Consider the following 26,279-nt stretch of genomic DNA (forward strand, 5'->3'; position numbering starts at 1 on the left):
ATATGGAGACAGTGATCGGTATTATCGTGGGCCTGCTTATTATTACGTTTTTGGTAGTGGTTCATGAGTTAGGACATGCGTTGGTAGCGCGCCGAAATGGTGTCATCGTCGAAGAGTTTGGGATTGGTTTTCCCCCAAAGATCTGGGGACGTAAGGTTAAGAAAAGTCCGCTTGGCAACAATGTGCTGTTTAGTATAAATCTCTTGCCACTCGGTGGATTTGTTAAACTCCAAGGCGAACACGATAGTGACAAGAAAAAAGGTGATTATGGTGCCGCCTCTTTTTGGCAAAAGACCAATATACTGCTTGCGGGTGTTGCAATGAACTGGGCGGTTGCCGTCGTTCTGTTTACTATCCTGGCTGCGATCGGTATCCCAAAAATTATCCCCAATCAGTTTAGCATTCCGGCCGATACAACGGTACTAAACCAACCTGTTGAGATTGTATCTGTCGGTAAAGAATCTCCCGCTGAGAAGGCGGGGTTACGTTCAGGCGACAAGATTTTGCGATTTGCTGATGCGCCGCTTGAGCAAAAGAGCGCGCTTGCCACCCTTGCCGAACAGCATAAGGGCGAGAAAGTTTCAGTCGTGTATTCTCGTGGAGGCACCGAATACACCACCAGTGCAACACTACGCGCAGACAATGCAGACAAAAAAGGCTACCTCGGTGTCACCTCGGCGCAGCAGGAGCTCGTTCGTTCGACCTGGTCTGCGCCAGTAGTTGGGGTTGGCTTAACGGCCCAGTTAAGCTGGGTGACACTGCAAGGTGTAGGTGATCTGTTAGTAAAGGCCGTAACAAACATAGCTCTACAACTTAGCCCAGACGAAAAAACACGTCAGGACGCGAGCCAGACACTTTCATCAATCGGTGATGGGGTTGCCGGCCCGGTCGGTATTTATGGGGTGATATTTCCTGCGGCGGAGAAAGCAGGCTTCGTCCATCTTGTGCTACTGAGTGCGATTATATCGTTGACACTTGCGGTTATGAACATATTACCGATTCCTGCGCTTGACGGTGGTAGATGGTTTGTCACGTGGCTCTATCGTCTGCGCAAAAAAGTTTTGACCCAAGAGATCGAGGAAAAGATCCACGGTATCGGGTTTATGGTGCTGATGGCACTTGTTGTTCTGGTGACAATTGCTGATATTGGGAAACTTCGTGGGTGAGTGACAAAAAAAGACAAAAGATTCCCAGTATTGTTGTCTGGATTGCATGGTGTCTATGGATAATTGCCAGTCTTGTCATGGGGGCATTTTTGACGTCAGAGCTATTCCACATGCTGATGCGAGCGGGGTGGATCTCTGGTCTCCATACACCAAGCTACGTATTGTTTGAGTACCTTGTGGCATACGCGTTGTCGATGCTCATAGCAGTCGGAATACCTCTTTACGGATGGCGTATGGCTATCTCAAAGCAAGAGTTTGGCATTGCACGCTCACTTCGATGGACAGATCTTGGTTGGGGACTCATCGGGATGGTGGCGTATGTCGCATTGGCGCAACTAGCTCTCAATATCATTGTGGCGCTAGTGCCAACATTTAACGTGACTGAGGCACAAGATGTCGGCTTTACGGTCGTGTTTGGGTGGGAACGAATGCTAGCGTTCACTGTCTTGGTTATTGTTGCACCAGTAGTAGAAGAGCTGCTATTTCGCGGCTTTTTATATGGTCGCCTCAGAAAGTTGCATGCACCCGTATGGCTCTCGGTACTATTCGTTAGCGCGGTATTTGGGTTTGTTCATGGCCAATGGAATCTTGCCGTTGATGTTTTTATCCTGGGAGTTGTGGCTGCTCTTCTGCGTGAAAAAACCGGTACTATATGGCCGGGTGTTGTCATCCATATGATGAAAAACGCTGTTGCGTTTTATCTTGTATTTGTAATGATGATGGGTCGCTAACCACTAATGGCGCCAATCTTGGTAGTAAAAGTCGGTACAAGCACTTTATTGTCTCGACATGAAGCGCCGATGGGTACCTTTGAGGTGATTGCAAATAGCATAATCTCACTAAGGGAACGGTATAGAATTGTCTTGGTCACTTCGGGAGCAATCGGTTTTGGCGTCGTGCAGGCTGGTATTGGTATGCGCCCAACAGAGATAGCAAAGCTCCAGGCACTTTCGATGATGGGGCAGGTGGGCTTACTGAGGAGATGGCGTGAGGCATTTGACCCTCTGGCAATAGGCCAAGTGCTGGTGACGCGTGCTGACCTTGAGCGTCAGGCGTCGTCAGATAGCTTTCGTCAGAGTGTAGGGCAACTATGGGAGTATGGAGCCATACCAATTCTCAATGAAAATGATGCGGTGAGTAATGACGAAATCAGCTTTGGCGACAACGATCAGTTGGCGGCCGAGGTTGCAGTTGCGATTGGTGCGCAGCATCTCATATTGCTGACAGACCAGGACGGTATTCGAAGCGATTTTGGCACCATGAGCGAGCAGCGTATCCCGGAGATTTCGGTAGAAGACGTAGGCAAACATCTTACGACTGCGGGCTCACCAGTGGGAAAAGGTGGTGCATTGAGCAAGGTCCAGGCGGCGCGTATTGCACTTGAGGTCGGTATAGAGGTAGTGATCGCTCACGCAGCCTCTCCGAATTCAATCCAGGATGCCCTCGCTGGCAAAATTGGCACGAAGCTAGTACAATGAAAGCCACATATGAGATTGTCGCATAATTTTACTCGGACTCTTAAGGACGTGCCCGCAGATGAGGTGTCGCGAAATGCTCAATTACTCATTCGCGCCGGCTATGTGTATAAGGTAATGGCGGGCGTCTATGCCTACACACCGCTTGGTATTAAAGTACTCGAGAATATCAAGCAAGTTGTACGTGAGGAGATGAATGCTATCGGTAGCCAAGAGATCATCATGAGCAGCCTGCAGCGAAAAGAGACCTGGGAAGTAACCGACCGATGGGATGACAAAAAGGTTGATGTGTGGTTTAAGTCAGCGCTTCAGGATGGTACAGAAGTAGGGTTTGGCTGGTCACACGAAGAAGCAATCCTCGAGATGATGCGTCAGTACATCAAGAGCTACAAAGACCTACCCGTGTCGGTGTATCAGATACAGACCAAGTTACGAAACGAATTGCGTGCCAAGAGCGGTATTATGCGCGGACGGGAATTTATCATGAAGGACATGTACTCTCTCCATGCCACTGAAGCGGACTGTGATGCGTACTACGAGCGTGCTATTGCGGCATATAAGCGGGTCTATGAGCGGCTAGGGATAGGCGAGGACACCTTTATTACCTTTGCAAGTGGTGGTGCATTTACAACGTTTAGCCATGAGTTTCAGACGATTTGTGAAGCGGGCGAGGACACCCTCTTCGTGAATGAAAGTCATACCGTGGCGGTCAACGAGGAGGTGCTGGATGATGCCACGAGGGAGCTAGGAATTGATAAGGAATCTCTTGTGCCAGTGGTGAGCGCCGAATCAGGCAATATTTTCAAATTTGGCACCGAAAAAGCCGAAAAGATGAAACTATACTTTACCGGCGAAGACGGTGAACAGCATCCTGTCTACCTGGCTTCATACGGTATTGGCATCACACGCGCGATGGGTGTAATTGTTGAGAAGTTTGCAGACGATAAAGGGATTGTTTGGCCAACGTCGGTCGCTCCCGCACTTGTCTATCTTGTGCAGATCGGCCAGCAGCAGTCACTGCGGCATGCCAATAGTCTTTATGATGAGCTGATGTCCCAGGGTATAGAGGTAATGTATGATGATCGCGATGAACGTCCAGGTGCTAAATTTGCCGATAGCGAATTGATGGGTATCCCGTATCGTGTTACCGTCAGTGATCGACTAATATCCGATGAAAAATACGAATTTACCTCGAGAAAAACCGGTGAAACCGAACTATTGACGCGTGACGAATTACTTGCTAGACTTAGGTAATTCGAGATCGTCTTACGGAGGGGTAACAACGCTAATCAAGAGGATTAGGTCCTTCCACGGGGCTCGAAATTAGAGGTATTACAAGTATGAAAAAAGCATATCAGATTACAGAAGCTGGCCGCAAAGAACTCGAGGCAGAACTCGCTGAACTTAAGAGTCGTCGTGGTGATATTGCGGCGAAGATTGCCGAAGCGCGTGACTACGGTGATTTAAGTGAAAATGCAGAGTATGATAGCGCGCGTGAAGAGCAAGGTCTTGTCGAAACGCGTGTTGCGGAGATCGAAGATATTCTCATGAACGCCGAAGAGATCAAGTCCCGGAAGTCCAGCAAGATTCAGTTGGGGAGCACCGTTGAGCTCAAGACGGGGGCAAAAAAGTTTAGCTATACCCTGGTCGGTCCTGTTGAAGCAGATCCGCTGAGCGGCAAAATTAGCAACGAGTCGCCCATCGGTGTTGCATTGCTTGGTAAGGTCGTTGGCGACAAGGCCACCATCACTACACCAAAGGGTGATACTACCTACACCATCGTCTCGATAGCATAAGCGATGTCCTTTCAGTATACAATATTCCACATATAGTGGGATATTGTTTATTTTACATACAAAAAACACTAGCGCTAGCGTAATAAGGTTGGTACTATGAAGGTAAGTTCGCTTTTTGGGAGGCGGCTCAGCAAAATTACAAACGAGGGTAGACAAAGCTGTGGGCGTGAGGGCAAGCATCTTGTCAATCTTTTTAAAATAGGGGAGAAATATGGCAGAAAGAATAGGCAAGACACAGGAAGTTTTGCATGATGACGGTAATGTGGCAACTGAGTTTGTCGCGGGCGCCGAACAAGCACCGCAGCCTGTCGTCGACACTGCACAGGAGTTCTTGAGGGCTGCAGGAGTTGATCCGAGCAGAGTAAACTATTCTGTTCACCTCAAACCTGTCGAGACGAAAGATGACGATGGTAATGTTGTTGGTACAACCTACAAGGCCACGAGCGGCTGGGCAAAATCAACTCGTCCCGCTAAAGGTGATGCTGAGCGTGAGCTACTCGAAACCTACGCTCACTATACAACGCCCCCGTCACCACGCATTAGTCCCGTTCGCACTAGTAGCTACCGCACCGGCAAAAGGGATAAGATTGGTGTTATCCTTCCTGATACTCAGTTTGGTTATCGCTATGTAGACGGCATTTATGTGCCCATTCATGATCCTCGTGCCCTCAACGTTGCGCGTCAGGTAATCCGCTGCATTGGCACCGAACTCGACCTCGTTGTTCATGTTGGCGATGCGCTCGACTACCCCCATTTCGGCAAACATGATGATGATCCTGCGACCTGGAATACTACTCAAAAAACAAATGCGGACTTCCAGCGGGAAGTTACTGCTGGTGCAATGCGCGCTGATGCGCCAAATGCAAAAAGTGTATGGCTCGAGGGAAATCACGAGAAGCGTCGCCGTGTGTATGTGGAAGATAAGGCACCTCACCTTGTCGGTGAGCGAGTTGTCAACCCGGATGGTTCCCCAGGTGAGTTGGCCCTATCTTTGGCAAATGTATTCAGTTTAGGGAAGCTTGGTATCGATTACATCGAGGGCTATCCCAATAACTGGTACCGCATCAATGACCGACTCATGGTAATTCATGGCAGCCAATCAAACGTAAAGGGGAGTACTGTGCACGGCATACTGCATAACACGGCGCATCCCTCGATGTCTGTCATTAGCGGCCATACGCATCGAGCTGAAAAGGCCACCAAGACGATATACCTACCCGACGGAACACCACGAACTGTTCAAGCCGAATCATTTGGTACGTTGGCAGACATTCGTGGAGCGGTGCCGGCTGGCAATATGGGACGCACTATGGATAATCTTCACACCGAAAGCTTACCAAACTGGCAGCAGGGCTTAGGAATTGTCTATTACCGTGAAGGTGATGCACCGTTTAAGACCGAATTTGTGCCAATTCATACCTTTGATGGCCATGAAGCACTGTTTGATGGTAAGGTATTTACTCCAACGGTCGACGAGTACGGCAACCCACTATAACCAGAGACTACAGTCTGATATACTGTACCTAGTAATTAACTAGTGGGACTACTTGATGGCGACATTGAAGGAATTGCGCGATGAGCGCCTACGAAAATTAGATGATCTAAAAAAGCTAGGAGTCAACGCCTATCCTGCTGAGTCGGCGCGCACTCATACATGCCGCGAGGTAGCAGAACAGTTTGAGTCGCTCGAAGGCCAGACGGTCAAGGTCGTTGGTCGTTTGATCGGAACACGCAAATTTGGCAAACTGGCCTTTCTCGTGCTGCGTGATATGAGCGGCCAGGTGCAGCTATTTCTCAAAGCAGATACTATCGAACCACTCAATGCACCACTATCGCAGCTGGGCATGGATGAGTTAAACCTGCTAGATCCAGGTGATTTCGTCGAAGCAGAAGGAGTCGTTATCCGCACACAGACGGGTGAAGTGAGTGTCGATGTACGGAAATTTCGTCTTCTCACGAAATCACTGCGACCGATGCCAACTGAGCAAGAGGGGTTTCGTGACAAAGAAGAGCGTTTTCGTCGTCGCTACGTCGACATGAACGTCAACCGCGACGTCCGTGAACGATTTGTTCGCCGAAGTAAGTTTTGGCAGGCGACACGTAAGTTCCTCGATGATCATGGATTCTATGAGGTAAATGTTCCAGTCCTCGAGCATACGACGGGTGGAGCTGATGCAACGCCGTTTGTGACTCACATGGATGCGCTTGATCAGGATTTCTACTTACGGATTAGTCACGAACTTCCGCTCAAGCGGCTCCTCGGAGCTGGGTTCGAAAAAGTGTATGATGTTGGGCCGCGCTTCCGCAACGAGAATTATACTGATGAGCATCTGCCCGAGCACATTGCGATGGAATGGTACTGGGCGTATGCCAACTGGCAGGACGGCATGAAGTTCATGGAAGAGATGTATCGCTATGTTTTGTCAGAAACCTTTGGCACGTTGCAATTTGATATTCAGGGCAAACAGGTTGACATGGGTAAAGAGTGGGAAGTATGGGACTACGCCACGGTCATTCGAGATCACTATGGGATCGATGTGCACAACACGAGCATTGAAGAAGTGAGCACGAAATTAGCCGAGAATAAACTAGAAGTCGAAAAAACTGATAGTATCCCGCGTGGCATCGATAAGCTGTGGAAACACATTCGCAAAGATGTCGTTGGTCCAGTGTGGCTCGTTAACACGCCCAAATTTATTTCGCCGCTTGCAAAAAGTAGTGTCGATAACCCCGATGTCGTGCAACGGTTTCAGGCCGTCATCGTGGGGAGTGAGCTGTGCAACGGGTTTAGCGAGCTCAACGATCCGATCGACCAATACAATCGGTTTATAGAGCAGCAGCAAATGCGTGATGGTGGAGATGATGAAGCCATGATGCTTGATATCGACTTTGTTGAGATGCTCGAATACGGTATGCCACCGGCGTGTGGACTCGGCTATAGCGAGCGGGTATTTTGGATGTTCGAGGGCGTGACCGCACGCGAGGGCGTGCCGTTCCCGCAGCTCAGAAGTGATATTGATGAGGTAACAAAAAGCCTCTATCCAAATGTAAAATTATAAAGCCATTGATAACCGTTCGGGAGGAGAATTAATGATTGAACTAAAATCTGTCACAAAGACATACGGCAAAAAGAAAAACACGTTTACGGCGCTTGATGATGTAAGCTTTGTTATTCCCGACGGCGCAACTGTTGCGATTGTCGGAAAAAGCGGGAGTGGGAAGAGCACGCTGATGCATGCAATGAGCGGGCTCGACCGACCAGAAGTGGGAGAAGTTATCATCGATGGCGACAATATCCTGACACTTAAAGCAAAAGCAGTCGATGCATTTCGATCTGAAAAGATGGCGTTTATATTCCAGAGCTTTTTTGTGCAAGGAAATGAGAGTTGCTACAACAATGTAAGCTTGCCACTCGAGATTGCAAAAGTTCCACTGCGCAATCGTCGTGCAAAAATACTCGCGGCGCTTAAGGCTGTGGGTCTTGATGATAAGGTCAAGTCGCGTGCACGCGATCTGTCTGGTGGTCAAAAGCAGCGTCTTGCCATTGCACGAGCAATTGTTGGGGAGCCGACCGTACTTTTCGCCGATGAACCAACGGGTAATCTGGACAGCACGACGGGAGCACAGATAGAAAAGCTGCTCTTTGATTACAACAAAAAACATAAAGCAACCCTGGTAATCGTCACGCATGATCATGATATTGCACGGAAGTGTCAGATACAGATTATGATCAAAGATGGAAAAGTTCAGTCTATCGAGGAGGCAAAACGATGAAACGTATCGATATCATGAAGCGCGCTGGTCGTAATTTGCGCCAAGCAAAAGCACGTACGCTCCTGACGAGCCTTGCTATTGCCGTCGGTGCATTCACGTTGACAGCAAGTCTCGCAGTCGGCGAAGGTGCTCGCCAATATGCCGACAAACTGATCAAGAGCAATGTTGATCCGCAATCGGTGTATGTCACAAAAGAAAAAATACGCGAGAATGGTCCAGCGGGCTCGGGCCTAAAAGAATATAGCGATAGCGCCGCACAGTACAATGGCATCACCATCAAAACGTTGAGTGCTGACGATATCAAAACTATCAGTGAAATAAAGGGGGTGAGTAAAGTTGCGCCAACCTATCTCATTAGCACGCAGTATGTAACATTCGAAGGCAAGGATAAAAAATATGTCAGCGACGTGACAACCTACGACCCCACCGTACTTGCATCGATCGCAAGCGGGACACTACCAAAACTCGGTGATCAAATCGGCGTAGACGAGGTTGTTATGCCAGAGTCGTATGCAGACTCGCTCGACATGAAACCCGCGGATCTCGTGGGCAAAACAGTAACGCTTCATTTGGTTAAGACTGGCAAACAGCCCAGCCAAGCAGAACTCCAGCAGGCATTTTTACAGGGAGGAACAGCGGCAGTTCAGAGTCTCGTACAAGTAGAGACCAAAGACATACAGCTCCGTGTTCGTGCCGTGAGTGCAAAATCAAGCACCTCATTTTCGGCAACGGCGGCACTGTTTATATCTGATACAAAGGCAGCTGAGTTGGCAGATTACCTTACGGCGGGCACGTCGCAGTATAGGCAATACATCTCTGCAACAGTAATTGTCGATAAGGCAACCAGCCCCGAGACAGTTAAGCAGTCAATTCTCGATAAGGGGATGCATGCCTTGACAGCAAAAGATCTATCTGGCATCATCTTTACGATCGTCGATATACTACAGGGAATTGTTACTGGGTTTGGTATTTTAGCGTTGATTGCAAGCGTATTTGGGATTATCAACACGCAGTATATTAGTGTGCTTGAGCGCACTAGCCAGATTGGGCTGATGAAAGCGCTCGGTATGAGCCGTCGCGGTATTGCAAAGTTGTTTCGCTACGAAGCGGCATGGATTGGCTTTATCGGTGGGTTAATTGGTGCGGGAATCGCCTTTGTTGTCGGTACGGCGCTCAATCCATGGATCACAAAAACACTGTCATTGGGTGATGGCAACTATCTCCTCATCTATGTGTGGTGGCAAATAGCCTCATTGCTGCTTGCGCTCATCCTCGTTGCCGTGGTCGCCGGCTGGTTCCCGGCTCGCAAAGCGGCTCGGCTTGATCCGATCGAAGCGCTACGTACAGAGTAGAGAACTCGATTTTTCATACTAATTATGCTAATCTATTCTGGTAATGTCACTCGAAAAATACAAAAATGAAAAACGTCTTGTCGAACGCACACACCACTCTCCCTATCTCTATGCTGCAGCTTTTGGTCGTGTCGTACACTCTCGTGGTGTCGAAACGGTTGTTGATGTCGCGGCGGGTGATAGCGAATACGCCGCATCTCGTGTCATAAGTGGTCAGCGAGTCATTCGTGTTGATAGAGATTATGACCGTGTAGCCCCAAGGGGGGGTGACTGGCTGGCTGCAAGCGCGGAAAGTATGCCTATTGAGGATGGGTCGGTAGACGCAGTTATCTCGGCCTTTTTGATACAGCACTTGAGCCCAGAACAGCAAACAAAGGCAATTAGCGAGATGCTTCGTATCGCAAAACCTTACCGTGTGGGTGAGAATAGAGGCTTTGTCGGGTTATACCCGGTATATGATTATCGCAAAATGGAAGACAAGCTAAAAAGAACAGGTTTTTGGGATCAAATCGGCCTTGCAACTGATTTTGATGCATTTGATGGCGTGCCGCTTGACGAGCGAAGGTTGAAGTACCCTACACTATGGATACCAAAATGGCAGTCGATGGGTGCCGATGAGAGACAATCGCTCGTTACGGCAGTGGTAGAGTCCGGTGCATTTTATCGCCGCCGTACCGCTGCCGATGTTGCGCGACAATTGGCTATGCGTGCCGCTGGTGACACACGCGTGCACACAAAATAGACGGCCAACCTCAAACCGAGTATACTGTACCGTATGTTAGATATTCGATTCATCAGGGAGAATCCCGACCGCGTTCAGACGGCCGCGGCGCAAAAAGGCTATACAGTAAATATTCAGGAGCTTTTGCATGCCGATGAATCGCGTCGTGAACTTCAGCAAAAAGCTGATGAGCTACGGACACGTCGTAACGAAATTGCCGCACAAATGAAGGGTGGGAAGCCAGCTGCTGAACTTGTCGAAGAAGGTAAAAGAATTAAGACTGAGCTTGCAGGAATAGAAGATCACCTACGGGTTGTAAGTGAGGCATATCAAGATCTGCTATGGGCAGTGCCAAATATTACTCTCGATGATGTACCGCTCGGTTGTGAGGAAGATTCGGTTGAAATAAAAAAAGTTGGTGAGCAAAAAACGGGTGCAAAGGATCATCTTGACTTTGCGCTTGCGCGTGATTGGGTTGATTTTGAGAGGGGAACTAAAGTCGCCGGTGCGAAGTTCTACTTCGTAAAAGGGGACTTAGCACTGCTCGAAAACGCCATTGTTCAATTTGCCCTACAAAAGGTTACCGAAAAAGGCTTTACGCTAATGACCGTACCGCATATGGTGAACCAGCGTACAATGACAGGTACTGGTTTTGCGCCACGTACTAGTGACCAATCTGACGAGTATAGTATCGAAGGTGAAGATTTATCGCTCATCGCTACAGCTGAAATTTCACTCACCGGCTACCATGCCGACGAAGTTATCGATGAAGCAAGGTTACCTCTCCTGTATGCGGGTTATAGCCCCTGTTATCGCAAAGAAGCGGGTGCCGCGGGTAAGCATACTCGTGGACTATTTCGCGTGCACCAGTTTAATAAACTTGAGATGTATGCGTACACGACACCAGAACAGAGTGCCGAGGTACACGAGAAGATTTTGGCAATCGAGGAAGAACTATGGCAGGAAATGGGTATCCCATATCATGTTATCAATATCGCTGCGGGTGATTTGGGCGCGCCAGCTGCCAAAAAGTATGATATCGAATACTGGTCCCCAGTTGATGGGAAATATCGTGAACTAACGAGCTGTAGCAACTGTACTGATTTTCAGGCACGCAATCTCAATATTCGGGTTCGTCGCCCAGATGGATCAATTGAGGTGCTGCACACCCTCAATGGTACTGCAGTTAGCCTGGCTCGATCGCTTGTCGCCGTACTTGAAAATTACCAAAACGAAGATGGAACCCTCAGAGTACCAGAAGTTTTGCGTCCATATCTTGGTGGTCGCGAGGTACTATAATCGTGATAAAACGTGTCGTGCGACGGACGACAAAACAAGTCTACAAACACGCTATCAAGCCGGTTCTGTTCAAGCAACACCCTGACAATGTGCATAAACACCTGATAAAAGTCGCCAAACATACCCAGCGTATACCGGCGGTAAAACGTTTACCAAAACTATGGGCATATCAGGCGCCGTGTCTCGAGCAAACTATACTGGGCTTACATTTCAAAAACCCCGTTGGACTTGCCGCTGGGTTTGACAAAGATATTGAGATGGCACCCACCATAAAAAATGTTGGGTTTGGATGGATGACGGGCGGGTCGGTGACGGCACAACCCTGCAGGGGTAATCCGAAACCATGGTTTTATCGACTTCCTCAGTCAAAATCCCTTGTTGTTCATGCTGGATTACCCAGCGATGGCATAGTGGCGATTCTGCAGCATCTCGCTACATATCCTGCATCTTTATTTACTTCAATGCCGCTTGCCGTGTCGGTAGCTAAGACTAATTCCAAAGAAACAGCGTTAGACGAGCAGGGCATCACCGATTATTGCGAGAGCTTAAGACTACTTAACATACAAAACCACTGCCAACTATACGAGATCAACATCAGTTGTCCCAATGCATTTGGTGGCGAGCCGTTTACTGATCCCGAGCGACTTGAGAAACTGCTTGCAGCGATTGATAGTCTCAAGCTTCATAGTCCAGTTTTTCTTAAAATGCCGATAGACAAGCCATGGCTCGAGTTTCGTGAGCTACTACAGGTAGCTTCCGAGCACAATATACAGGGTGTAACAATCGGGAATCTCCTAAAAGATCGTAGTGCAGCTCACCTGAGTGAACCATTGCCAGATGAAATTCAGGGTAGCTTGAGCGGCAAACCAACGCGTCAAATCTCAACCGAACTCATTCGGCAGACATACCGTGAATTCTCGGATAGGTTTGTCATCATCGGTGTAGGAGGGATTTTTTCGGCACATGACGCGTATAAAAAGATACGGGCCGGTGCGAGCCTGGTGGCGCTTATCACCGGTATGATATTTGAAGGTCCACAACTTATCGGTGAGATCAACGCTGGACTTGAGAGTTATCTGAAACGTGATGGATTTGGGAATATTCACGAGGCTGTAGGCGTTGATACTCATGACAAAAAAGGCGTATAATAAAGGTACTAGCGGTTAACGAGAAAGGGGTCTATCGTGATCACAAACGTCGAAATAACCGGAGTCGGCTCATACACAGTCGACGAATCCACAAAAAAATATGTGTTAAAAAAAATTGGCAGCCTCGAGCGACTTGCTCCGCGGCACGCGCGCAAGAGCATGCATGCTGACGTAAAATTGGCTGAGGTCAATCGAGACAAAGGTAACAAGTATGAGGTTGAGGTTATCCTCACTGTTCCAGATCGTCGGTTGACAGCAAAAGATTCAACAATGAACATACTAGCTGCCATTGATATTGTTGAAGCTAAGCTTGCATCGCAGCTGCGTAAATACAAGCAAGAGACCGTGCCGCATGTTGGCAGACGCAAGCTACTCGATCGCTTCAAGCGAAGCTATGCGCGCGAACAGTAACTATCCCTTAAAATAGTACGCGATACTCTTTTATCTTGGCGCTTCAGCGCGTATAATTAAGAGGATAGTTTATTCAGTATGAAAGTTGAGATAGAGAGGTAGCAAGGTTTTGATATGGTAAATCAACAAAAAGCATTGTCAAAAATCTTCGGTGATCCGCAAAAGCGGATTTTGAAACGTCTATCAAAGAAGGTTGACGAAATCAACGCACTCGCGCCGAAGTATCAAAAAATGTCCAAAAAGCAACTGAGCGACCAGACAGTCATTCTCAAAAAACGCCTCCACAAAAAGGGCGTTACACTGGATACGATTTTGCCCGATGCGTTTGCAGTAGTGCGAGAAATGGCGACGCGTGTTATTGGTGAACGCCACTATGATGTGCAGCTGATAGGCTCGATGGTATTGCACGAAGGAAATGTGGCTGAGCTCAAAACGGGTGAGGGTAAGACTCTTATGTCGACACTTGCTGCCTATCTCAACGCGCTAGAAGGTAAAGGTGTCCATATTGTCACGGTCAATGATTATCTCGCGCAGCGTGATGCTGGTTGGATGGGTGCGATCTATGAGGCACTTGGTATTACAACGGGTGTTATCATCAACGAGGCATCTTTTATATACGATAGTTCCTATAACAACGAATTACACACCGATCCTCGGATGCGTAAGTTGCGACCGTGCACGCGCAAAGAATCATATCAGGCGGATATCACATACGGTACCAATAACGAGTTTGGGTTTGACTATTTGCGTGACAACATGGTGAATGAAGTTGATCTTGTCAGACAGCGTGACCTGAACTTTGCGATCGTTGACGAAGTAGATTCGATTTTGATTGATGAAGCGCGAACACCACTCATTATTAGTGCGCCAGCTGCAGAAAATCCTGACGCGTACTATCAATTTGCAAAAGTTGCCGCCAAATTAGTACCAGACGACTATGTGTTGGACGAGAAGCGCAGGAGCGTTGCTCTGACAGACGTGGGCGTTGAAAAAGTACAAAAAATGCTTGGCATAAAAAATCTCTATACGCCCGACTACGTGCGCAGTGTGTACCATATGGATCAAGCACTCCGTGCTCAGACGCTCTTTCATCGCGATAAAGACTACGTGGTGACAACCGCAGGTGAAGTTATCATCGTAGACGAGCACACAGGACGACTCAAACAAGGCAACCGCTACAACGAAGGCCTCCATCAGGCGATTGAGGCAAAGGAAGGTGTGCCGGTGCTGCAAGAGAGCATGACGCTTGCTACCATCTCATTCCAGAATTACTTTCGCCTATACAAAAAGCTCTCTGGCATGACCGGTACTGCATTTACTGAGGCTGAGGAGTTCCAGCAAATCTATAGTCTCGATGTCGTGGTGGTACCACCAAACAAGCCGATTACTCGCAAGGATCATCAAGATTTGATCTACAAGACCGAGAAAGCCAAGCTAAAAGCAGTCGCTGAAGCCATAAAGGGGTACCACAAAAAAGGTCGTCCTGTGCTGGTGGGCTCGGGTTCAATTGCAAAAAATGAGCTGATCGCTGAATGGCTTGATAAAGAGGGAATCAAGTACGAGATTCTTAACGCCAAAAATAATGAACGAGAAGCAGCTATCATTGAGCAAGCTGGTCAGAAAGGTGCTATCACGCTTGCGACAAACATCGCTGGTCGTGGTACTGACATCAAACTCGGTAAAGGCGTTCGAGAACTTGGAGGTCTCGTCGTTATTGGTAGCGAGCGCCACGAATCTCGTCGTATTGATAACCAGTTGCGCGGTCGTGGTGGCCGCCAGGGTGACCCTGGAGATACGCAGTTTTATGTCTCGACCGAAGACGACTTGATGCGAATCTTTCAGGGAGAGCGCATTGCTGCGTTGATGGATAGACTTGGTGTCGACGAAGATATGGCAATCCAAAACCGAGCCGTTAGCAAGACGCTCGAAGCTGCACAAAAACGAGTCGAAGGCTATAACTTCGATACGCGAAAAAATGTTGTGCAGTACGACAATGTCATCAACCGGCATCGTCGGGTTGTCTATACGATGCGGCGAAAGATTCTTGACGGGGGCAATATCCAGCCTGAAATTCAACGTTTGTTGAACGAAAAGGTTGCTGAACTGACTGCTGTTCCTGCAAAAAATAACAGTAAGTTTGTCGATGAATTTGAGACAGTTATTCCACTGGAACGCTCCCTGATCAAAAAAATTGGCGACGAGAAAAAAGATAAACTTCGTCGCGAGCGCGCACTTGAAGCAGCACAAAAACTCTATCATACGAAGGAAAAGGAGTTGGGCGAGGAGCTGTTGCGCGGTGTTGAGCGTGAAGTGTATTTGCAGGTTCTTGACACCCTATGGATGCAGCATCTAGAGAATATGCAGCATTTGCGCGAGGGTATTCACTGGCGTAGCGTGGGTCAGCGCGATCCCTTGGTGGAGTATCGAAGTGAGTCTCAAAAATTGTTTGATAGTTTGCAGGCAACACTCCGTGAGGAGGTGCTGCGGGCACTGTATCATGTCCGCAAAACCGATGCGATTACACGCGAGGCCACGGACGATGAGCACGATACAGAGCTAACAAAGCTCGCCGAAACAGCGGTCGAGCACGGTGTCAATGAAATTACCGGTGGGGAAGAAAACCGAGACCATGATTTTGAGGGCAATATCAAGAAAGCGCCGCGAAATACAGAGGTAAATCATCAGCGTAACCTTGCACGGAAGAAGAAGAAAATCCAACGACAAAATCGTAAAAAGCATCGTTAAGCTATGAAACATACCACCACAGAGATACGTCTAAAAAATGGGGCACGAGGGTTGCTTATTGATGTCCCCGGAGCAACGGTGATGAGTTTTCAGTTTCAGTTTCGAGCCGGTAATCGCTATGTAAAAAATAAAGACATCTACGAGACGGCGCACATCATGGAACACATGGCGTTTGGGGCAAATGCTGCATTTAAGAGTGAGCATGCCTATGAGGCAGAGTTTACAAAAAACGGTGCCTACCACAACGCCTTCACTAGCGACCTCTCTATGGTATATGTTGCGACATGTGCTGATTTCGAATGGGATCGGATCCTCAATTTGCAGCAAGTCGCGATTTGCCAGCCGAAGTTTAATGCGAGTGAACTCGAAGCCGAAAAAGGGAACGTGAAAAGTGAGCTAACGGGATATCTCAATAACCATGAGCGAGTATTGTGGCCAAAGATACAGCAGTTGCTTGGCGAGAGCGTTTATACCTACTGGCAGCGATTGCAGACCATTTCAAATGTAACGCTGAGAGACATTAGAGAGCATCATCGGCGCACGCACACCACCGACAACATGCGTTTTGTGATAGCCGGTAAACTCTATGGACGAAAAGCGCAGATTCAACGGATGCTCGAAGAGTGGGAGTTACCGCGTGGCGAACGTTTCGAAGTGCCGCGTGATGAATTGACAAGTGGCAACCCGACGCTTATTCGACGAAAAGAAGCCTCAAATCTGACATTTGGATGGTCCCTGACCTTGCCACGTGCACTCACCGACGAAGAGGCGGAAGCGATGAGTTGTCTCGACCAGATACTGACGGGCACCATGCACTCGCGCATTTACGGTGCAGCTCGTAAAAAGGGATTGGCGTACGGTATGTTTAGTGACACGTCAGTAGGACTTCACGATAGCAGCTGGGACTTTGGCGGACAAGTAAACTTGGAAACTTCCCACGGGCTTGTCGATATTATAGTGCGCGAGGTAAAAGCAGTCATGGATGGACGCATTACTGACGAGGAATTAGCTGCTGCTAAATCCTATGCACTCGGTCGACATCAGATGGGAGCTCAGACAGTATCGCAAATCAGTAACTTCTACTCAAATCGTTATTTCGGTGACGAAGTAGTGAAGGACTATGAAAAAGTCCCCGACGCTATAAGAAATATCACGCTTGATCGCATGCTAGCAACAGCTCGCGAGTTTATTGCTCATAATACCTGGGTTTTGGCGGGGGTAAGTAGTGGTGAAAAAGAAGAAATTGTTTCACTCAATGCTAAACTAGAAACAGTATTTTCGCGCACACCACACTAAAAGGGAGAGCTATGGCACTTAAGCACAAGATTGAAGAAGTGGTACTAAAGAATGGTGCAAGGGGCCTGTTTGTTCACGTGCCTGGGGCGAGTGTCTTTTGCTATGAGTTGTGTTTTCGGGCTGGTAATGAGTATGTGGCCGGTCCAGATGTTCAGCAGACAGCGCATTTGCTTGAACATATGCTTGCAAAGACGTGTAAGGGGCTTGAGACTGCCGAGGCATTTAGCCGCGAGTTTACAAAAAACGGTGCCTATAGCAATGCGACTACCTGGCAGACCAACATGGTATATGAGGGAAACTGTGCGGATATGGAGTGGGATCGCGTACTTGGACTGCAACTGTGCTCAATATCTGAGCCAATACTCACCGAAGAATCACTCCAGGTCGAAAAGGGTAATGTTCGTGAAGAACTCAGCGGTCAGCTAAGTAACCATCCTCGGACGCTTTGGCAGTATATAAATCGCTCGCTCGGCGATAGTATCGCTTTGGACGAAGAGAAAATTGCCTCGATCGACGCCGTCACGCTTGGTAGTCTGGATGAACATTGGCGGCGAACCCATACACAATCAAATTTTCATTTCTGTATCGTCGGAGATATGTCCGGTAAGCGAGCAAAACTAAAGTCCATGTTTGAAAGCTGGCAATTACCAAAGGGGAACGGATGGCTTGCTCCGGAACAACACGTGTACCATAGGGGTGAGACGGTCTCAATTACCCGTAACGACGAGCACTCAATTGAGTTTATTTTTGCTATGACGATACCGCGACGCCTCGATCAAACCGAGCGCTGGGCAATGAGCATGCTCACACATATTCTGACCGGTACGTTTCACTCTCGTATCTACGGCGTTGCCCGCGATAAGGGTTATTGCTATGACGTCTCCTCGGGGGCGGGAGATAAGTTTGACGGTACATCAGACTGGAGTTTCCAGGCGCAAGTAACTAAAGAACAGGCACCAAAACTACTAAAGTTGATCGCGCGTGAGCTCCTGCGTGTGCGTGACGGTGATATTAGTGAAAAAGAATTGGACGAGACCCGGCAATATGCCTACGGTGTCTACCAGAAATCATATCAGTCGATCTATGATCTCATGTGTTACTCAAGCGACTATTTCTTTGACGACTCCTACACTGCCGTAGACGAGAATATTAAGTTGATTGACGCTATCAATAGGGACACTATCGTTCGCTTGGCTCGCGAGTTTATTGATTCTCTCGCATGGACATATGGCGAAATAGGTCCCGTGTCACCTGGGGAGACGGAGGTGCGTCGCAGCCTGTTCTCACGGCTCAAGGGGGAGTAATAATGGTGAAAATTGCGATTGCGGGCTATGGGATCGAGGGTGAGCAAAGTGTCAAATACTGGCTATCGCGAGGTGATGATGTCGTGGTGGTCGACGAACAAGAAACCTTGTCACGCGCTGTACCAGACGGTGTTCCTACTAGACTAGGACCGCACGTACTCGATGATTTATCTGAATTCGATCTTGTGGTCCGAACAGCAGGTCTTGCGCCCCACAAAATTTCTTCGGCTAAGCGCATTTGGTCCGCAACGAACGAATTTTTCGCGAGATGCCCAGCTCCTATTATCGGGGTAACGGGTACGAAGGGAAAGGGCACGACGTGTAGCTTGATAACGGCAATATTGAGAGCCGCCGGACATACGGTACACCTTGTTGGTAACATTGGCCAACCTGCCCTTGAGACATTACCTGATATTGCTGAGCAGGACATCGTCGTGTATGAATTAAGCAGTTTTCAACTATGGGACCTCGAAAAGAGTCCGCACATCGCAGTTGTACTGATGATTGAGCCCGATCATTTGGACGTTCATGCATCGATGGAAGAGTATGTGCAGGCAAAGGCGACTATTGTGCGATACCAAAATCGAGACGATGTCGTGATTTACTATGCTGATAATCACTGGTCTGAGGAAATTGCAGCACAAGCTATTAGCAATAAAATTCGCTATGGTACGGCCGAAGACCAAGGAGTATATGTAAAATCGAGCAATTTTTTTGTTCAAGATCAATTAGTCTGCCCCGTTGATTGTTTAACCATTGCCGGTAATTTCAACCGAGAAAACGCTTGTGCTGCGATTACAGCTTCACTTACAGTTGACAGGTCTGTCGCTCCTTTTGTAGCTGAGGGCCTCCGTTCTTTTCATGGATTACCACATAGGCTCAAATATGTCGCCACAAGAGGCGGCGTAGATTATTATGACAACAGTATCGCAACGACACCTGGTTCTGCGGTGGCGGCGCTCAATTCATTTGAAGGAAAAAGAATCATCATCTTAGGCGGTTCGGATAAGGGCGCAGACTATGCGCCAGTCATTGAAGCATGTTTGAATGCAGGGGCGCGTGTGATTGCGATTGGTCAAACCGGAGACAAGATTGCAACATTATGTGAACAAGCAGGGGTGGCAGTTGTAAGGATTGAGGGCGGTATGCGTGAGGTAGTGGCGGCAGCTAGGTCAGTCGCGGATAGTGGCTCAACAGTTATCTTAAGTCCCGCAAGTGCCAGCTTTGACCAGTACAAGAGTTATGCGGATCGGGGTGACCAATTTATCGAGGCCGTTTTGCAGTTAGCGCAGTAATTTGTCGAGCGATCGAGGGAGTAGGTTCAATAATATGTGCGCGCTCCTGGGATAACTTCGTAATCTGCTCGTATATCCAGTGGTAATGGGTGCACCCAAGGACGATGACATCAGCCTTTTTAGCAAGTGAGTCGGCTATGACAGACGATATGCGGCTCATGTCAACCGAGTTGGCTTCGATCATAGAGGCCCAGTCTGAGCAGTCAGGTTCTAAAACCGTGATGTCAGCAGCAAAGCTCTTCTTGAGTTCATTGTAGCGCTTACTTTTTAGGGTAGCAGGAGTAGCACAAACCGCTACGACGTTTGTGCGCGTTAGTTCTGACGCAGTTTTGATCATTGGCTCAATCCCTACGAATAACTGATCGGGGTATTTCTTTCTTAGAAATGAAAGAGCGATAGTCGTGGCAGTATTGCACGCGATAACAATGACATCTGATGCTGCTGCGATGAGTGGCTGAATTGCGGTATCGGTAAGGTTAATTACCTGTTCTTCAGTTTTTGTCCCATAGGGCAAGTGAGCCCTATCATTTATAGCAGTAATGGTTGCGTCGGGGAAATGCTTTTTTAGGTCATTCGCAACTATCTCACCGCCAATGCCGCTATCAAATACACCGATTTTCATAATTCCATTATAATAGAATCACATGCAACCACTCAAAAAACGTCTTACTGATACGAGAGATGCTATCATCGAAGCATTCACTCTGCTTCAAATTGATGCGAAAAAGGGTCAGCTTCTTTCGTTGGAGCAACAGCTCCATGATGGCTCGATTTGGTCTGATCCAGAGACAGCACAGCGTACGAGTAAACAGGCAAGTGTATTAAAAAATCAGGTTGATCCATGGGTAAACTTGCTTAGTCAAGCCGATGAATTAGCTGAGCTATGTGAATTAGGGGACGAAACGCTGGAGCCTGAGATGCGCCAGCAACTCCAAACATTGGAGGATGAATATAACGCTCGAAGAAAAGAACTGCTGTTCTCTGGTAAGTATGACGAATACACGGCCATTGTGAAGTTGAGTGCCGGCGCGGGGGGCACGGACGCGCAGGATTGGTGTGAGATGCTCGAGCGTATGTATTTGCGCTGGGCCGAAAAGGCAGATATGAAGATCGAACTGATTGAACGTAGCGCTGGTGACGAAGCGGGCATAAAATCAGCAACCTATACAATCTCAGGTTCCTATGCCTATGGAAAATTGCAGTCTGAGCATGGCGTTCATCGCCTCGTACGGTTGAGTCCATTTAATGCCGACAATCTTCGCCAAACGAGTTTTGCGCTTGTCGAGATTATGCCAGAGATTGATACGCCCGATGAGGTCAATGTCGACGACAAAGATCTCAAAATCGATGTCTATCGCGCTGGAGGGCACGGGGGGCAATCGGTCAACACGACGGATAGTGCAGTGAGGATTACCCATCTTCCTACGGGGATTGTTGTGGCAATCCAAAATGAGCGAAGTCAGCTTCAAAACAAAGAGACAGCACTCAAGATACTGAGAGGGAGGCTAGTTCAGCTGCAATTAGAGCAGCACGCTGAGTCTCTAGCGGATCTGCGCGCTGGTGAGTCGGCGAGTTGGGGCACCCAGATTCGAAATTATGTACTCCATCCCTATACATTAGTCAAGGATACGCGGACGAAATATGAAGAACATGATGCACAGGCGGTGTTGGATGGCAAGCTCGACGGCTTTATTGATGCCTACCTTCAACAACATATGGCTGCATCATAGCCAGTAAACAACAGCGCCCGTCGCTCGTTTTCCAGGAAAAATTGTGTTACAATAGTGGTAATGATTCTGTTAGATAGGGTAACAAAATCGTACGGCAAAGATCTCAAACCAGCACTCAATCGCGTTAGCTTGCATATTGAGCCTAATGAGTTTGTGATTCTTGTGGGTACGAGTGGTGCCGGGAAGTCGACACTTCTCAAGCTACTGACGAGGGAGGAAAAGCCCACTACTGGCAAGATTGTCGTTGGTGGCATTGATTATGATACGCTCAAGGACAAGCATATCCCGCTGCTGCGACGCAAAATAGGGGTAGTCTTTCAGGATTTCAAGCTTCTTCCGCAGCGAACGGTGTTTGAAAACATCGCCTTTGCACTCGAGATTGCCGGCATGACAAACCGTGAAATACGTAATACTGTGCCGAAAGTCATTGATCTGGTTGGTCTCACTGGCAAAGAAAAAAGCTTTCCCCATGAGCTCTCTGGTGGCGAGCGGCAGCGTGTAGCGATTGCGCGTGCTGTCGTACGTCAGCCCAAGATTTTGATTGCCGATGAGCCTACCGGTAACCTTGACCCTCGTCACAGCTGGGACATCGTACGATTGCTCGAAAAGATTAATAAGTACGGGACGACCGTGTTGCTCACAACGCATAATGTCGAGATTGTCAATAAATTGAAGCGGCGAGTGATTGCCATCGATCACGGCAAAATTGTCAGTGATCAGGCACAGGGGAGTTATCGTCAATGAGCCGTTCTAGTACGAATGCTAAGGCATTGGCTGGTCAGAAACGGCACCGCAGGCAGTGGCTTACTTTTGTGCGAATGTGCCGCTACGGTATCAATAACTTTAGTCGTAATGCCTGGCTCACCATCGCTGCTACCGCGGTGATGACTATCACGCTCGTCATTATTTTTATCACCGTTGCTGCTCAAAACATTCTGTCTGATACAACAGATGTCATTGGTCGTCGTTTGCCGCGCTCCATTTTCTTGAAGCCAGACACCACAAAGGAACAGGCTCAGCCGATTGTTGATCAGTTGAGTAGCCTCGCAAACGTCGAAAGCGTCGCCTATAGTAGTTCCGAGGAAAACCGTGCACAGTTCGCGGTTGACAACAAAACTGACCAAAATACCCTCAATGCACTTACTGAGGCAAGCAATCGTATACCAGCAAAACTAAGTATCAATCTCAAGGATGTCAACAACACCAGTCAGCTTATATCATTTGTGAATGACAACGAGACACTAAAAAAATACATTGATCCGATTCGCAAGCCAACCTTTATGGGTGATCGGCGAGCACCGACAGAGACGATAGCGAGCTGGACTCAATTTGCCCAAAAATTAGGCATCATCGCCAGCGTCGTTTTCGTCAGTATTTCGTCATTGATCATCTTTAACACCATTAGGATGGCTATCTTTAATCGCAAAGAGGAAATACAGATGATGAAACTCATTGGTGCAGAAAAAAGCTTCATTCGCGGACCGTTTGTAGTTGAAGCAATCGTCTACGGCTTTATTGCGGCAGTGCTTGCGACAGTGCTGGGTGTCGCTATCATGTATTCTTCATCGGAATCGCTCAAGTCATATGGTGTCCCGATGCAGGGAACGGTCGACATGATGACGATGTATATCGGATTTATATTACTTGGTATGATTTTGCTCGGTGCGCTGATAGGCACAATATCATCGCTACTTGCAACTCGTCGTTACCTCAAACTCTAGTGAGCTCTATTGACAATATGCTTATGCTTATGGTACGATACACATGATGAAACAACGGTCCGCCACACCAGTTCAGCGCCCCAGTATCAAAGGTCTTGCGACCAAATCTATTGTCGTGGCGACAGCCGTCTTGGTGATACTTGCCGCACCGTTGTCTATTACACAACGAGTTCATGCCGACAGCTACGATGATCAGATGCAAGCTATCAACAACCAGATACGCCAGTACCAGTCACGGGCGGATGAGCTAGGTAAGCAGGCCCAAACCCTCCAGGTAGAACTCGATCGCCTGACAAACGAGAAAAATGCGATTCAAGCACAAATCAACCTTTCTCAGGCACAATACGACAAACTTCAAAGGCAAATAACCGACACTGAGAAAAAAATCGCTGACAACAAAGATGCGCTTGGGGAGACAATCGCAAATATGTATGTCGATAATTCGATTACACCTCTTGAGATGCTTGCTAGCAGCAAAAGTATCGGTGACTACGTCGATCAACAAGAATATCGCGCGTCAATTCGAGATACGCTCAACACTACCATCGAAGAAATAAAAGCACTCAAGATCAAACTTGAAAAAGATAAGGCAGACGTACAAGTTGTGCTCGATCGCCAAAAAGCTCAACAAGCATCATTGGCTGCCAAAGAAGCCCAGCAGGCTCAACTTGTTCAGCAGACTCGAAATGATGAAGCGGCATTTCAGGGGCTTGTTTCACAAAACCAGTCGCAGCTTCAAAGCATTGCCGCTCAACAGCGCGCTTACTACGACAGTCTGCGCCAAAGTAGTGGCGGCGGAGATTCGGGTGTAATTGGTAATTTCTCTTATAGCAATTGGAGCGGAAATAGCGGCTGCGGTAGCGGTGGTTATCCGTATTGTGGCTATCAAGATTCATATTCAGACCCATGGGGACTCTACAACCGCGAATGTGTTAGCTATGTTGCTTGGGCACTCTCGGAGCGGTTTGGTAAATATGTCGGTAATTTTAGTGGTAACGGTAACGCTTATGAATGGGTATGGAGCGCACCGCGTTATAGTGGTGCCGTCAGGACGTATGATCCACAACCAGGTGACGCTGTGATCTTACCGATCGTCCCCGGACTCGCTCCAGTAGGCCATGCCATGATAGTAGAAAGTGTCTCTGGTAGTACGGTACGGGTTAGTCAGTACAACTTCTATGGAACAGGTGAATACAGCACGATGAACATTGCGACATCTGGTGTTGTGTTCTTAAGATTCCAAAACAAGTAGTAGTTTTATTATAGATTTGATGCTTCTATAGCGCGGCCGCACTGGCTGCGCTATAATGAATGACATAAACCATAAGAGGAAACGCTGTGCCTGATTTACAAACACCACATCATGTTGCTGTACCTCAAAATCAATCAGCTTCAGCTTCGCGAGGCGCAACAAGGGCATGGTATATCGCGATCGTGTGTGCGGTTGCAATTTCTTCATTTGTAGCGGGAACGCGCAGTGATCAACTGTGGGCTGCGATTGCCCCGGTGTTTGGCATAAAGGCATCGAGTGACACACTTGATCTTTTGAGTGTGCAGCGAACATTCCAGAAGCTAAAAGCGAATTACGACGGTACCCTCGATACAAATGCACTTATCGATGGCGCAAATAGGGGAATGGTGGCCGCTGCGGGTGACCGTTATACCGTCTTTATGGATAAATCTGAGGCCGACGCCTTCAACAAGGAACTGAGCGGTGAGGTGAGCGGCATTGGAGCCGAGATTGGTGTTCGCAGCGGGCAGCCGACCATCTTGCGTACGCTTGCCAATTCTCCTGCCGAAAAAGCAGGCGTTCAGGCTGGTGATGTAATACTTGGAGTCAATGATCTTTCGATGCGCGGCGCGAGTGCTGCAGATGTTGCTGAGAAAGTTCGTGGTGAAGCCGATACAACCGTTAAATTGACGCTCAAGAGAGGCAACGACACGAAAGAGTTTACCATTACACGGGCAAAGGTGAGTGATCCAAGTGTGCGTACAAGTGTGAAAGACGGTGTGGGAATTATGAAGATATCACGATTTGACGATCAAACTGGCACACTTGCATCAGAGGCAGCTCGGTCGTTCAAAGATCAGAATGTCAAAGCAATTATCCTTGATCTGAGAGATGATGGCGGTGGTTATCTTGATGCTGCACGGCAAGTCGCTAGCCTATGGCTCGACAAAAAAGTGATCGTCACAGAGCGCACCGGTGATACGGTCACTGGCACCCTCAAGGCAGACGGTTCGCCGCTATTAGGGGGTATAAAGACGGTTGTACTCGTCAATGGCGGCAGTGCGAGTGCAAGCGAAATCGTTGCAGGTGCACTGCAGGACCATAAAGCAGCGACGTTGATCGGAGAAAAAACCTTTGGTAAAGGCACTGTCCAGAAAGTGATCGAATTGCCCGGAGGACGGATTCTTAAAGTAACTGTCGCGAGGTGGTACACGCCAAATGGCAAGAACATTACAAAAGAGGGCATTACGCCAGATATGTCAGTAGTGTTGACTTCAACTGATATGGATGCCGGCCGCGACCCACAAATGGACGCCGCTCTGGCAGCAGTAAAATAATCTATACAGCGAATATACAAGAGTGCTTGTGCTTTTGAATCTACTGAGCTACTATAAATGCATATGGACGCAGTAAAAAAGAAAATATTGCTTGTCGAAGATGATACAGCGCTTGCCGCCGTGTATCGCTCTCGGCTTGAGCTTGAAGGATTTGAGATCAATGAAGTCAACAATGGCGAAGACGCGCTGTCAGCAGCAATGTCTTATAAACCTGATTTGATACTGCTTGATGCCATGATGCCAAAGATCAGTGGCTTTGATGTACTCGATATCCTACGAAATACCCCCGAGACGACAAACATCCGCGTCATTATGTTAACAGCACTGAGCCAACCAAAAGACAAAGAACGTGCCGAGCAGCTCGGCGTTGATGATTATCTCGTGAAGTCGCAAGTCGTCATTGGCGACGTCGTCGCGAGGGTAAAGCATCACTTGGGCATGGATCCCGGCCCTCAGCAGGCATCATAATATAAGCGCA

Annotated in this window: 24 protein-coding genes; 23 read left to right on the top strand and 1 reads right to left on the bottom strand. The window is 48.2% G+C overall.

The features are described 5' to 3' along the window. The first annotated feature begins 2 nt into the window (after positions 1-2). The 17 genes from L336_RS03850 to murD all read left to right on the top strand — a co-directional run bounded on the left by L336_RS03850 (position 3) and on the right by murD (position 19,782). On the top strand, positions 3-1,166 hold the full coding sequence (locus L336_RS03850; RefSeq protein ID WP_015641902.1) for a M50 family metallopeptidase: 1,164 nt from the start codon (positions 3-5) through the stop codon (positions 1,164-1,166). Next, the gene (locus tag L336_RS03855) at positions 1,163-1,897 is read left to right on the top strand and encodes a CPBP family intramembrane glutamic endopeptidase (protein WP_015641903.1); all 735 of its coding nucleotides are present in this window, start codon (positions 1,163-1,165) and stop codon (positions 1,895-1,897) included. Before L336_RS03850 ends, L336_RS03855 begins: the two co-directional genes overlap by 4 nt. A 6-nt stretch (positions 1,898-1,903) precedes the next feature. Then, a complete protein-coding gene (gene proB, locus L336_RS03860; protein ID WP_015641904.1) occupies positions 1,904-2,644 on the top strand; it encodes a glutamate 5-kinase in 741 nt (246 codons plus the stop codon). Positions 2,645-2,653: 9 nt separating this feature from the next. After that, complete coding sequence (locus L336_RS03865; RefSeq protein WP_015641905.1) at positions 2,654-3,895, top strand: aminoacyl--tRNA ligase-related protein; 1,242 nt, start codon at positions 2,654-2,656, stop codon at positions 3,893-3,895. Positions 3,896-3,981: 86 nt separating this feature from the next. Then, positions 3,982-4,437: a transcription elongation factor GreA gene (gene greA / locus L336_RS03870; RefSeq protein ID WP_015641906.1), complete on the top strand. Its 456-nt coding sequence runs from the start codon at positions 3,982-3,984 to the stop codon at positions 4,435-4,437. Positions 4,438-4,648: 211 nt separating this feature from the next. Beyond that, on the top strand, positions 4,649-5,932 hold the full coding sequence (locus tag L336_RS03875) for a hypothetical protein (RefSeq protein ID WP_015641907.1): 1,284 nt from the start codon (positions 4,649-4,651) through the stop codon (positions 5,930-5,932). Positions 5,933-5,987: 55 nt separating this feature from the next. Next, positions 5,988-7,496: a lysine--tRNA ligase gene (locus L336_RS03880; protein WP_015641908.1), complete on the top strand. Its 1,509-nt coding sequence runs from the start codon at positions 5,988-5,990 to the stop codon at positions 7,494-7,496. A gap of 31 nt (positions 7,497-7,527) precedes the next feature. After that, a complete protein-coding gene (locus L336_RS03885; protein WP_015641909.1) occupies positions 7,528-8,211 on the top strand; it encodes an ABC transporter ATP-binding protein in 684 nt (227 codons plus the stop codon). Then, positions 8,208-9,563 (top strand): ABC transporter permease, encoded by a 1,356-nt coding sequence (locus L336_RS05695; protein ID WP_015641910.1) that lies wholly within the window; start codon positions 8,208-8,210, stop codon positions 9,561-9,563. The genes L336_RS03885 and L336_RS05695 overlap by 4 nt, the downstream gene beginning before the upstream one ends. 43 nt (positions 9,564-9,606) lie before the next feature. Next, on the top strand, positions 9,607-10,305 hold the full coding sequence (locus tag L336_RS03895; protein ID WP_015641911.1) for a class I SAM-dependent methyltransferase: 699 nt from the start codon (positions 9,607-9,609) through the stop codon (positions 10,303-10,305). Between the two features lie 33 nt (positions 10,306-10,338). Continuing rightward, a complete protein-coding gene (gene serS, locus L336_RS03900) occupies positions 10,339-11,583 on the top strand; it encodes a serine--tRNA ligase (RefSeq protein WP_015641912.1) in 1,245 nt (414 codons plus the stop codon). Positions 11,584-11,585: 2 nt separating this feature from the next. After that, entirely contained in the window at positions 11,586-12,731 is a 1,146-nt protein-coding gene (locus tag L336_RS03905) for a quinone-dependent dihydroorotate dehydrogenase (protein WP_015641913.1), read from the top strand. 36 nt (positions 12,732-12,767) lie between these two features. After that, positions 12,768-13,142, top strand: coding sequence for a ribosome hibernation-promoting factor, HPF/YfiA family (gene hpf, locus L336_RS03910; RefSeq protein WP_015641914.1), 375 nt, complete (start codon positions 12,768-12,770; stop codon positions 13,140-13,142). Positions 13,143-13,256: 114 nt separating this feature from the next. After that, a complete protein-coding gene (gene secA, locus L336_RS03915; RefSeq protein WP_015641915.1) occupies positions 13,257-15,887 on the top strand; it encodes a preprotein translocase subunit SecA in 2,631 nt (876 codons plus the stop codon). A 3-nt stretch (positions 15,888-15,890) separates the two neighbouring features. Continuing rightward, positions 15,891-17,183 (top strand): M16 family metallopeptidase, encoded by a 1,293-nt coding sequence (locus tag L336_RS03920; protein ID WP_015641916.1) that lies wholly within the window; start codon positions 15,891-15,893, stop codon positions 17,181-17,183. Between the two features lie 11 nt (positions 17,184-17,194). Next, the gene (locus tag L336_RS03925) at positions 17,195-18,487 is read left to right on the top strand and encodes a M16 family metallopeptidase (RefSeq protein WP_015641917.1); all 1,293 of its coding nucleotides are present in this window, start codon (positions 17,195-17,197) and stop codon (positions 18,485-18,487) included. Positions 18,488-18,489: 2 nt separating this feature from the next. Then, positions 18,490-19,782 carry a UDP-N-acetylmuramoyl-L-alanine--D-glutamate ligase gene (murD, locus tag L336_RS03930; protein ID WP_015641918.1) on the top strand — a complete coding sequence of 431 codons (1,293 nt, stop codon included), beginning with the start codon at positions 18,490-18,492 and terminating at the stop codon, positions 19,780-19,782. Here murD and L336_RS03935 read toward each other — a convergent pair. After that, positions 19,751-20,404, bottom strand: coding sequence for a glutamate racemase (locus L336_RS03935; RefSeq protein WP_015641919.1), 654 nt, complete (start codon positions 20,402-20,404; stop codon positions 19,751-19,753). The two genes, murD and L336_RS03935, sit on opposite strands and share 32 nt — an antisense overlap. A 22-nt stretch (positions 20,405-20,426) precedes the next feature. Between L336_RS03935 and prfB the strand changes: the two genes are divergently transcribed. The 6 genes from prfB to L336_RS03965 all read left to right on the top strand — a co-directional run bounded on the left by prfB (position 20,427) and on the right by L336_RS03965 (position 26,269). Further along, complete coding sequence (gene prfB, locus L336_RS03940; RefSeq protein WP_015641920.1) at positions 20,427-21,512, top strand: peptide chain release factor 2; 1,086 nt, start codon at positions 20,427-20,429, stop codon at positions 21,510-21,512. Positions 21,513-21,566: 54 nt separating this feature from the next. Further along, the gene (gene ftsE, locus L336_RS03945) at positions 21,567-22,256 is read left to right on the top strand and encodes a cell division ATP-binding protein FtsE (RefSeq protein WP_128569625.1); all 690 of its coding nucleotides are present in this window, start codon (positions 21,567-21,569) and stop codon (positions 22,254-22,256) included. Further along, positions 22,253-23,233: a cell division protein FtsX gene (locus tag L336_RS03950; protein WP_015641922.1), complete on the top strand. Its 981-nt coding sequence runs from the start codon at positions 22,253-22,255 to the stop codon at positions 23,231-23,233. Before ftsE ends, L336_RS03950 begins: the two co-directional genes overlap by 4 nt. 43 nt (positions 23,234-23,276) lie before the next feature. Continuing rightward, positions 23,277-24,485 carry a coiled-coil domain-containing protein gene (locus tag L336_RS03955; protein WP_015641923.1) on the top strand — a complete coding sequence of 403 codons (1,209 nt, stop codon included), beginning with the start codon at positions 23,277-23,279 and terminating at the stop codon, positions 24,483-24,485. An 86-nt stretch (positions 24,486-24,571) separates the two neighbouring features. Next, positions 24,572-25,801 carry a S41 family peptidase gene (locus L336_RS03960; protein ID WP_015641924.1) on the top strand — a complete coding sequence of 410 codons (1,230 nt, stop codon included), beginning with the start codon at positions 24,572-24,574 and terminating at the stop codon, positions 25,799-25,801. Positions 25,802-25,864: 63 nt separating this feature from the next. Further along, complete coding sequence (locus tag L336_RS03965) at positions 25,865-26,269, top strand: response regulator transcription factor (protein WP_160142767.1); 405 nt, start codon at positions 25,865-25,867, stop codon at positions 26,267-26,269. Positions 26,270-26,279 lie beyond the last annotated feature (10 nt).

Source organism: Candidatus Saccharimonas aalborgensis (genome assembly GCF_000392435.1).
GTDB lineage: Bacteria > Patescibacteriota > Saccharimonadia > Saccharimonadales > Saccharimonadaceae > Saccharimonas > Saccharimonas aalborgensis.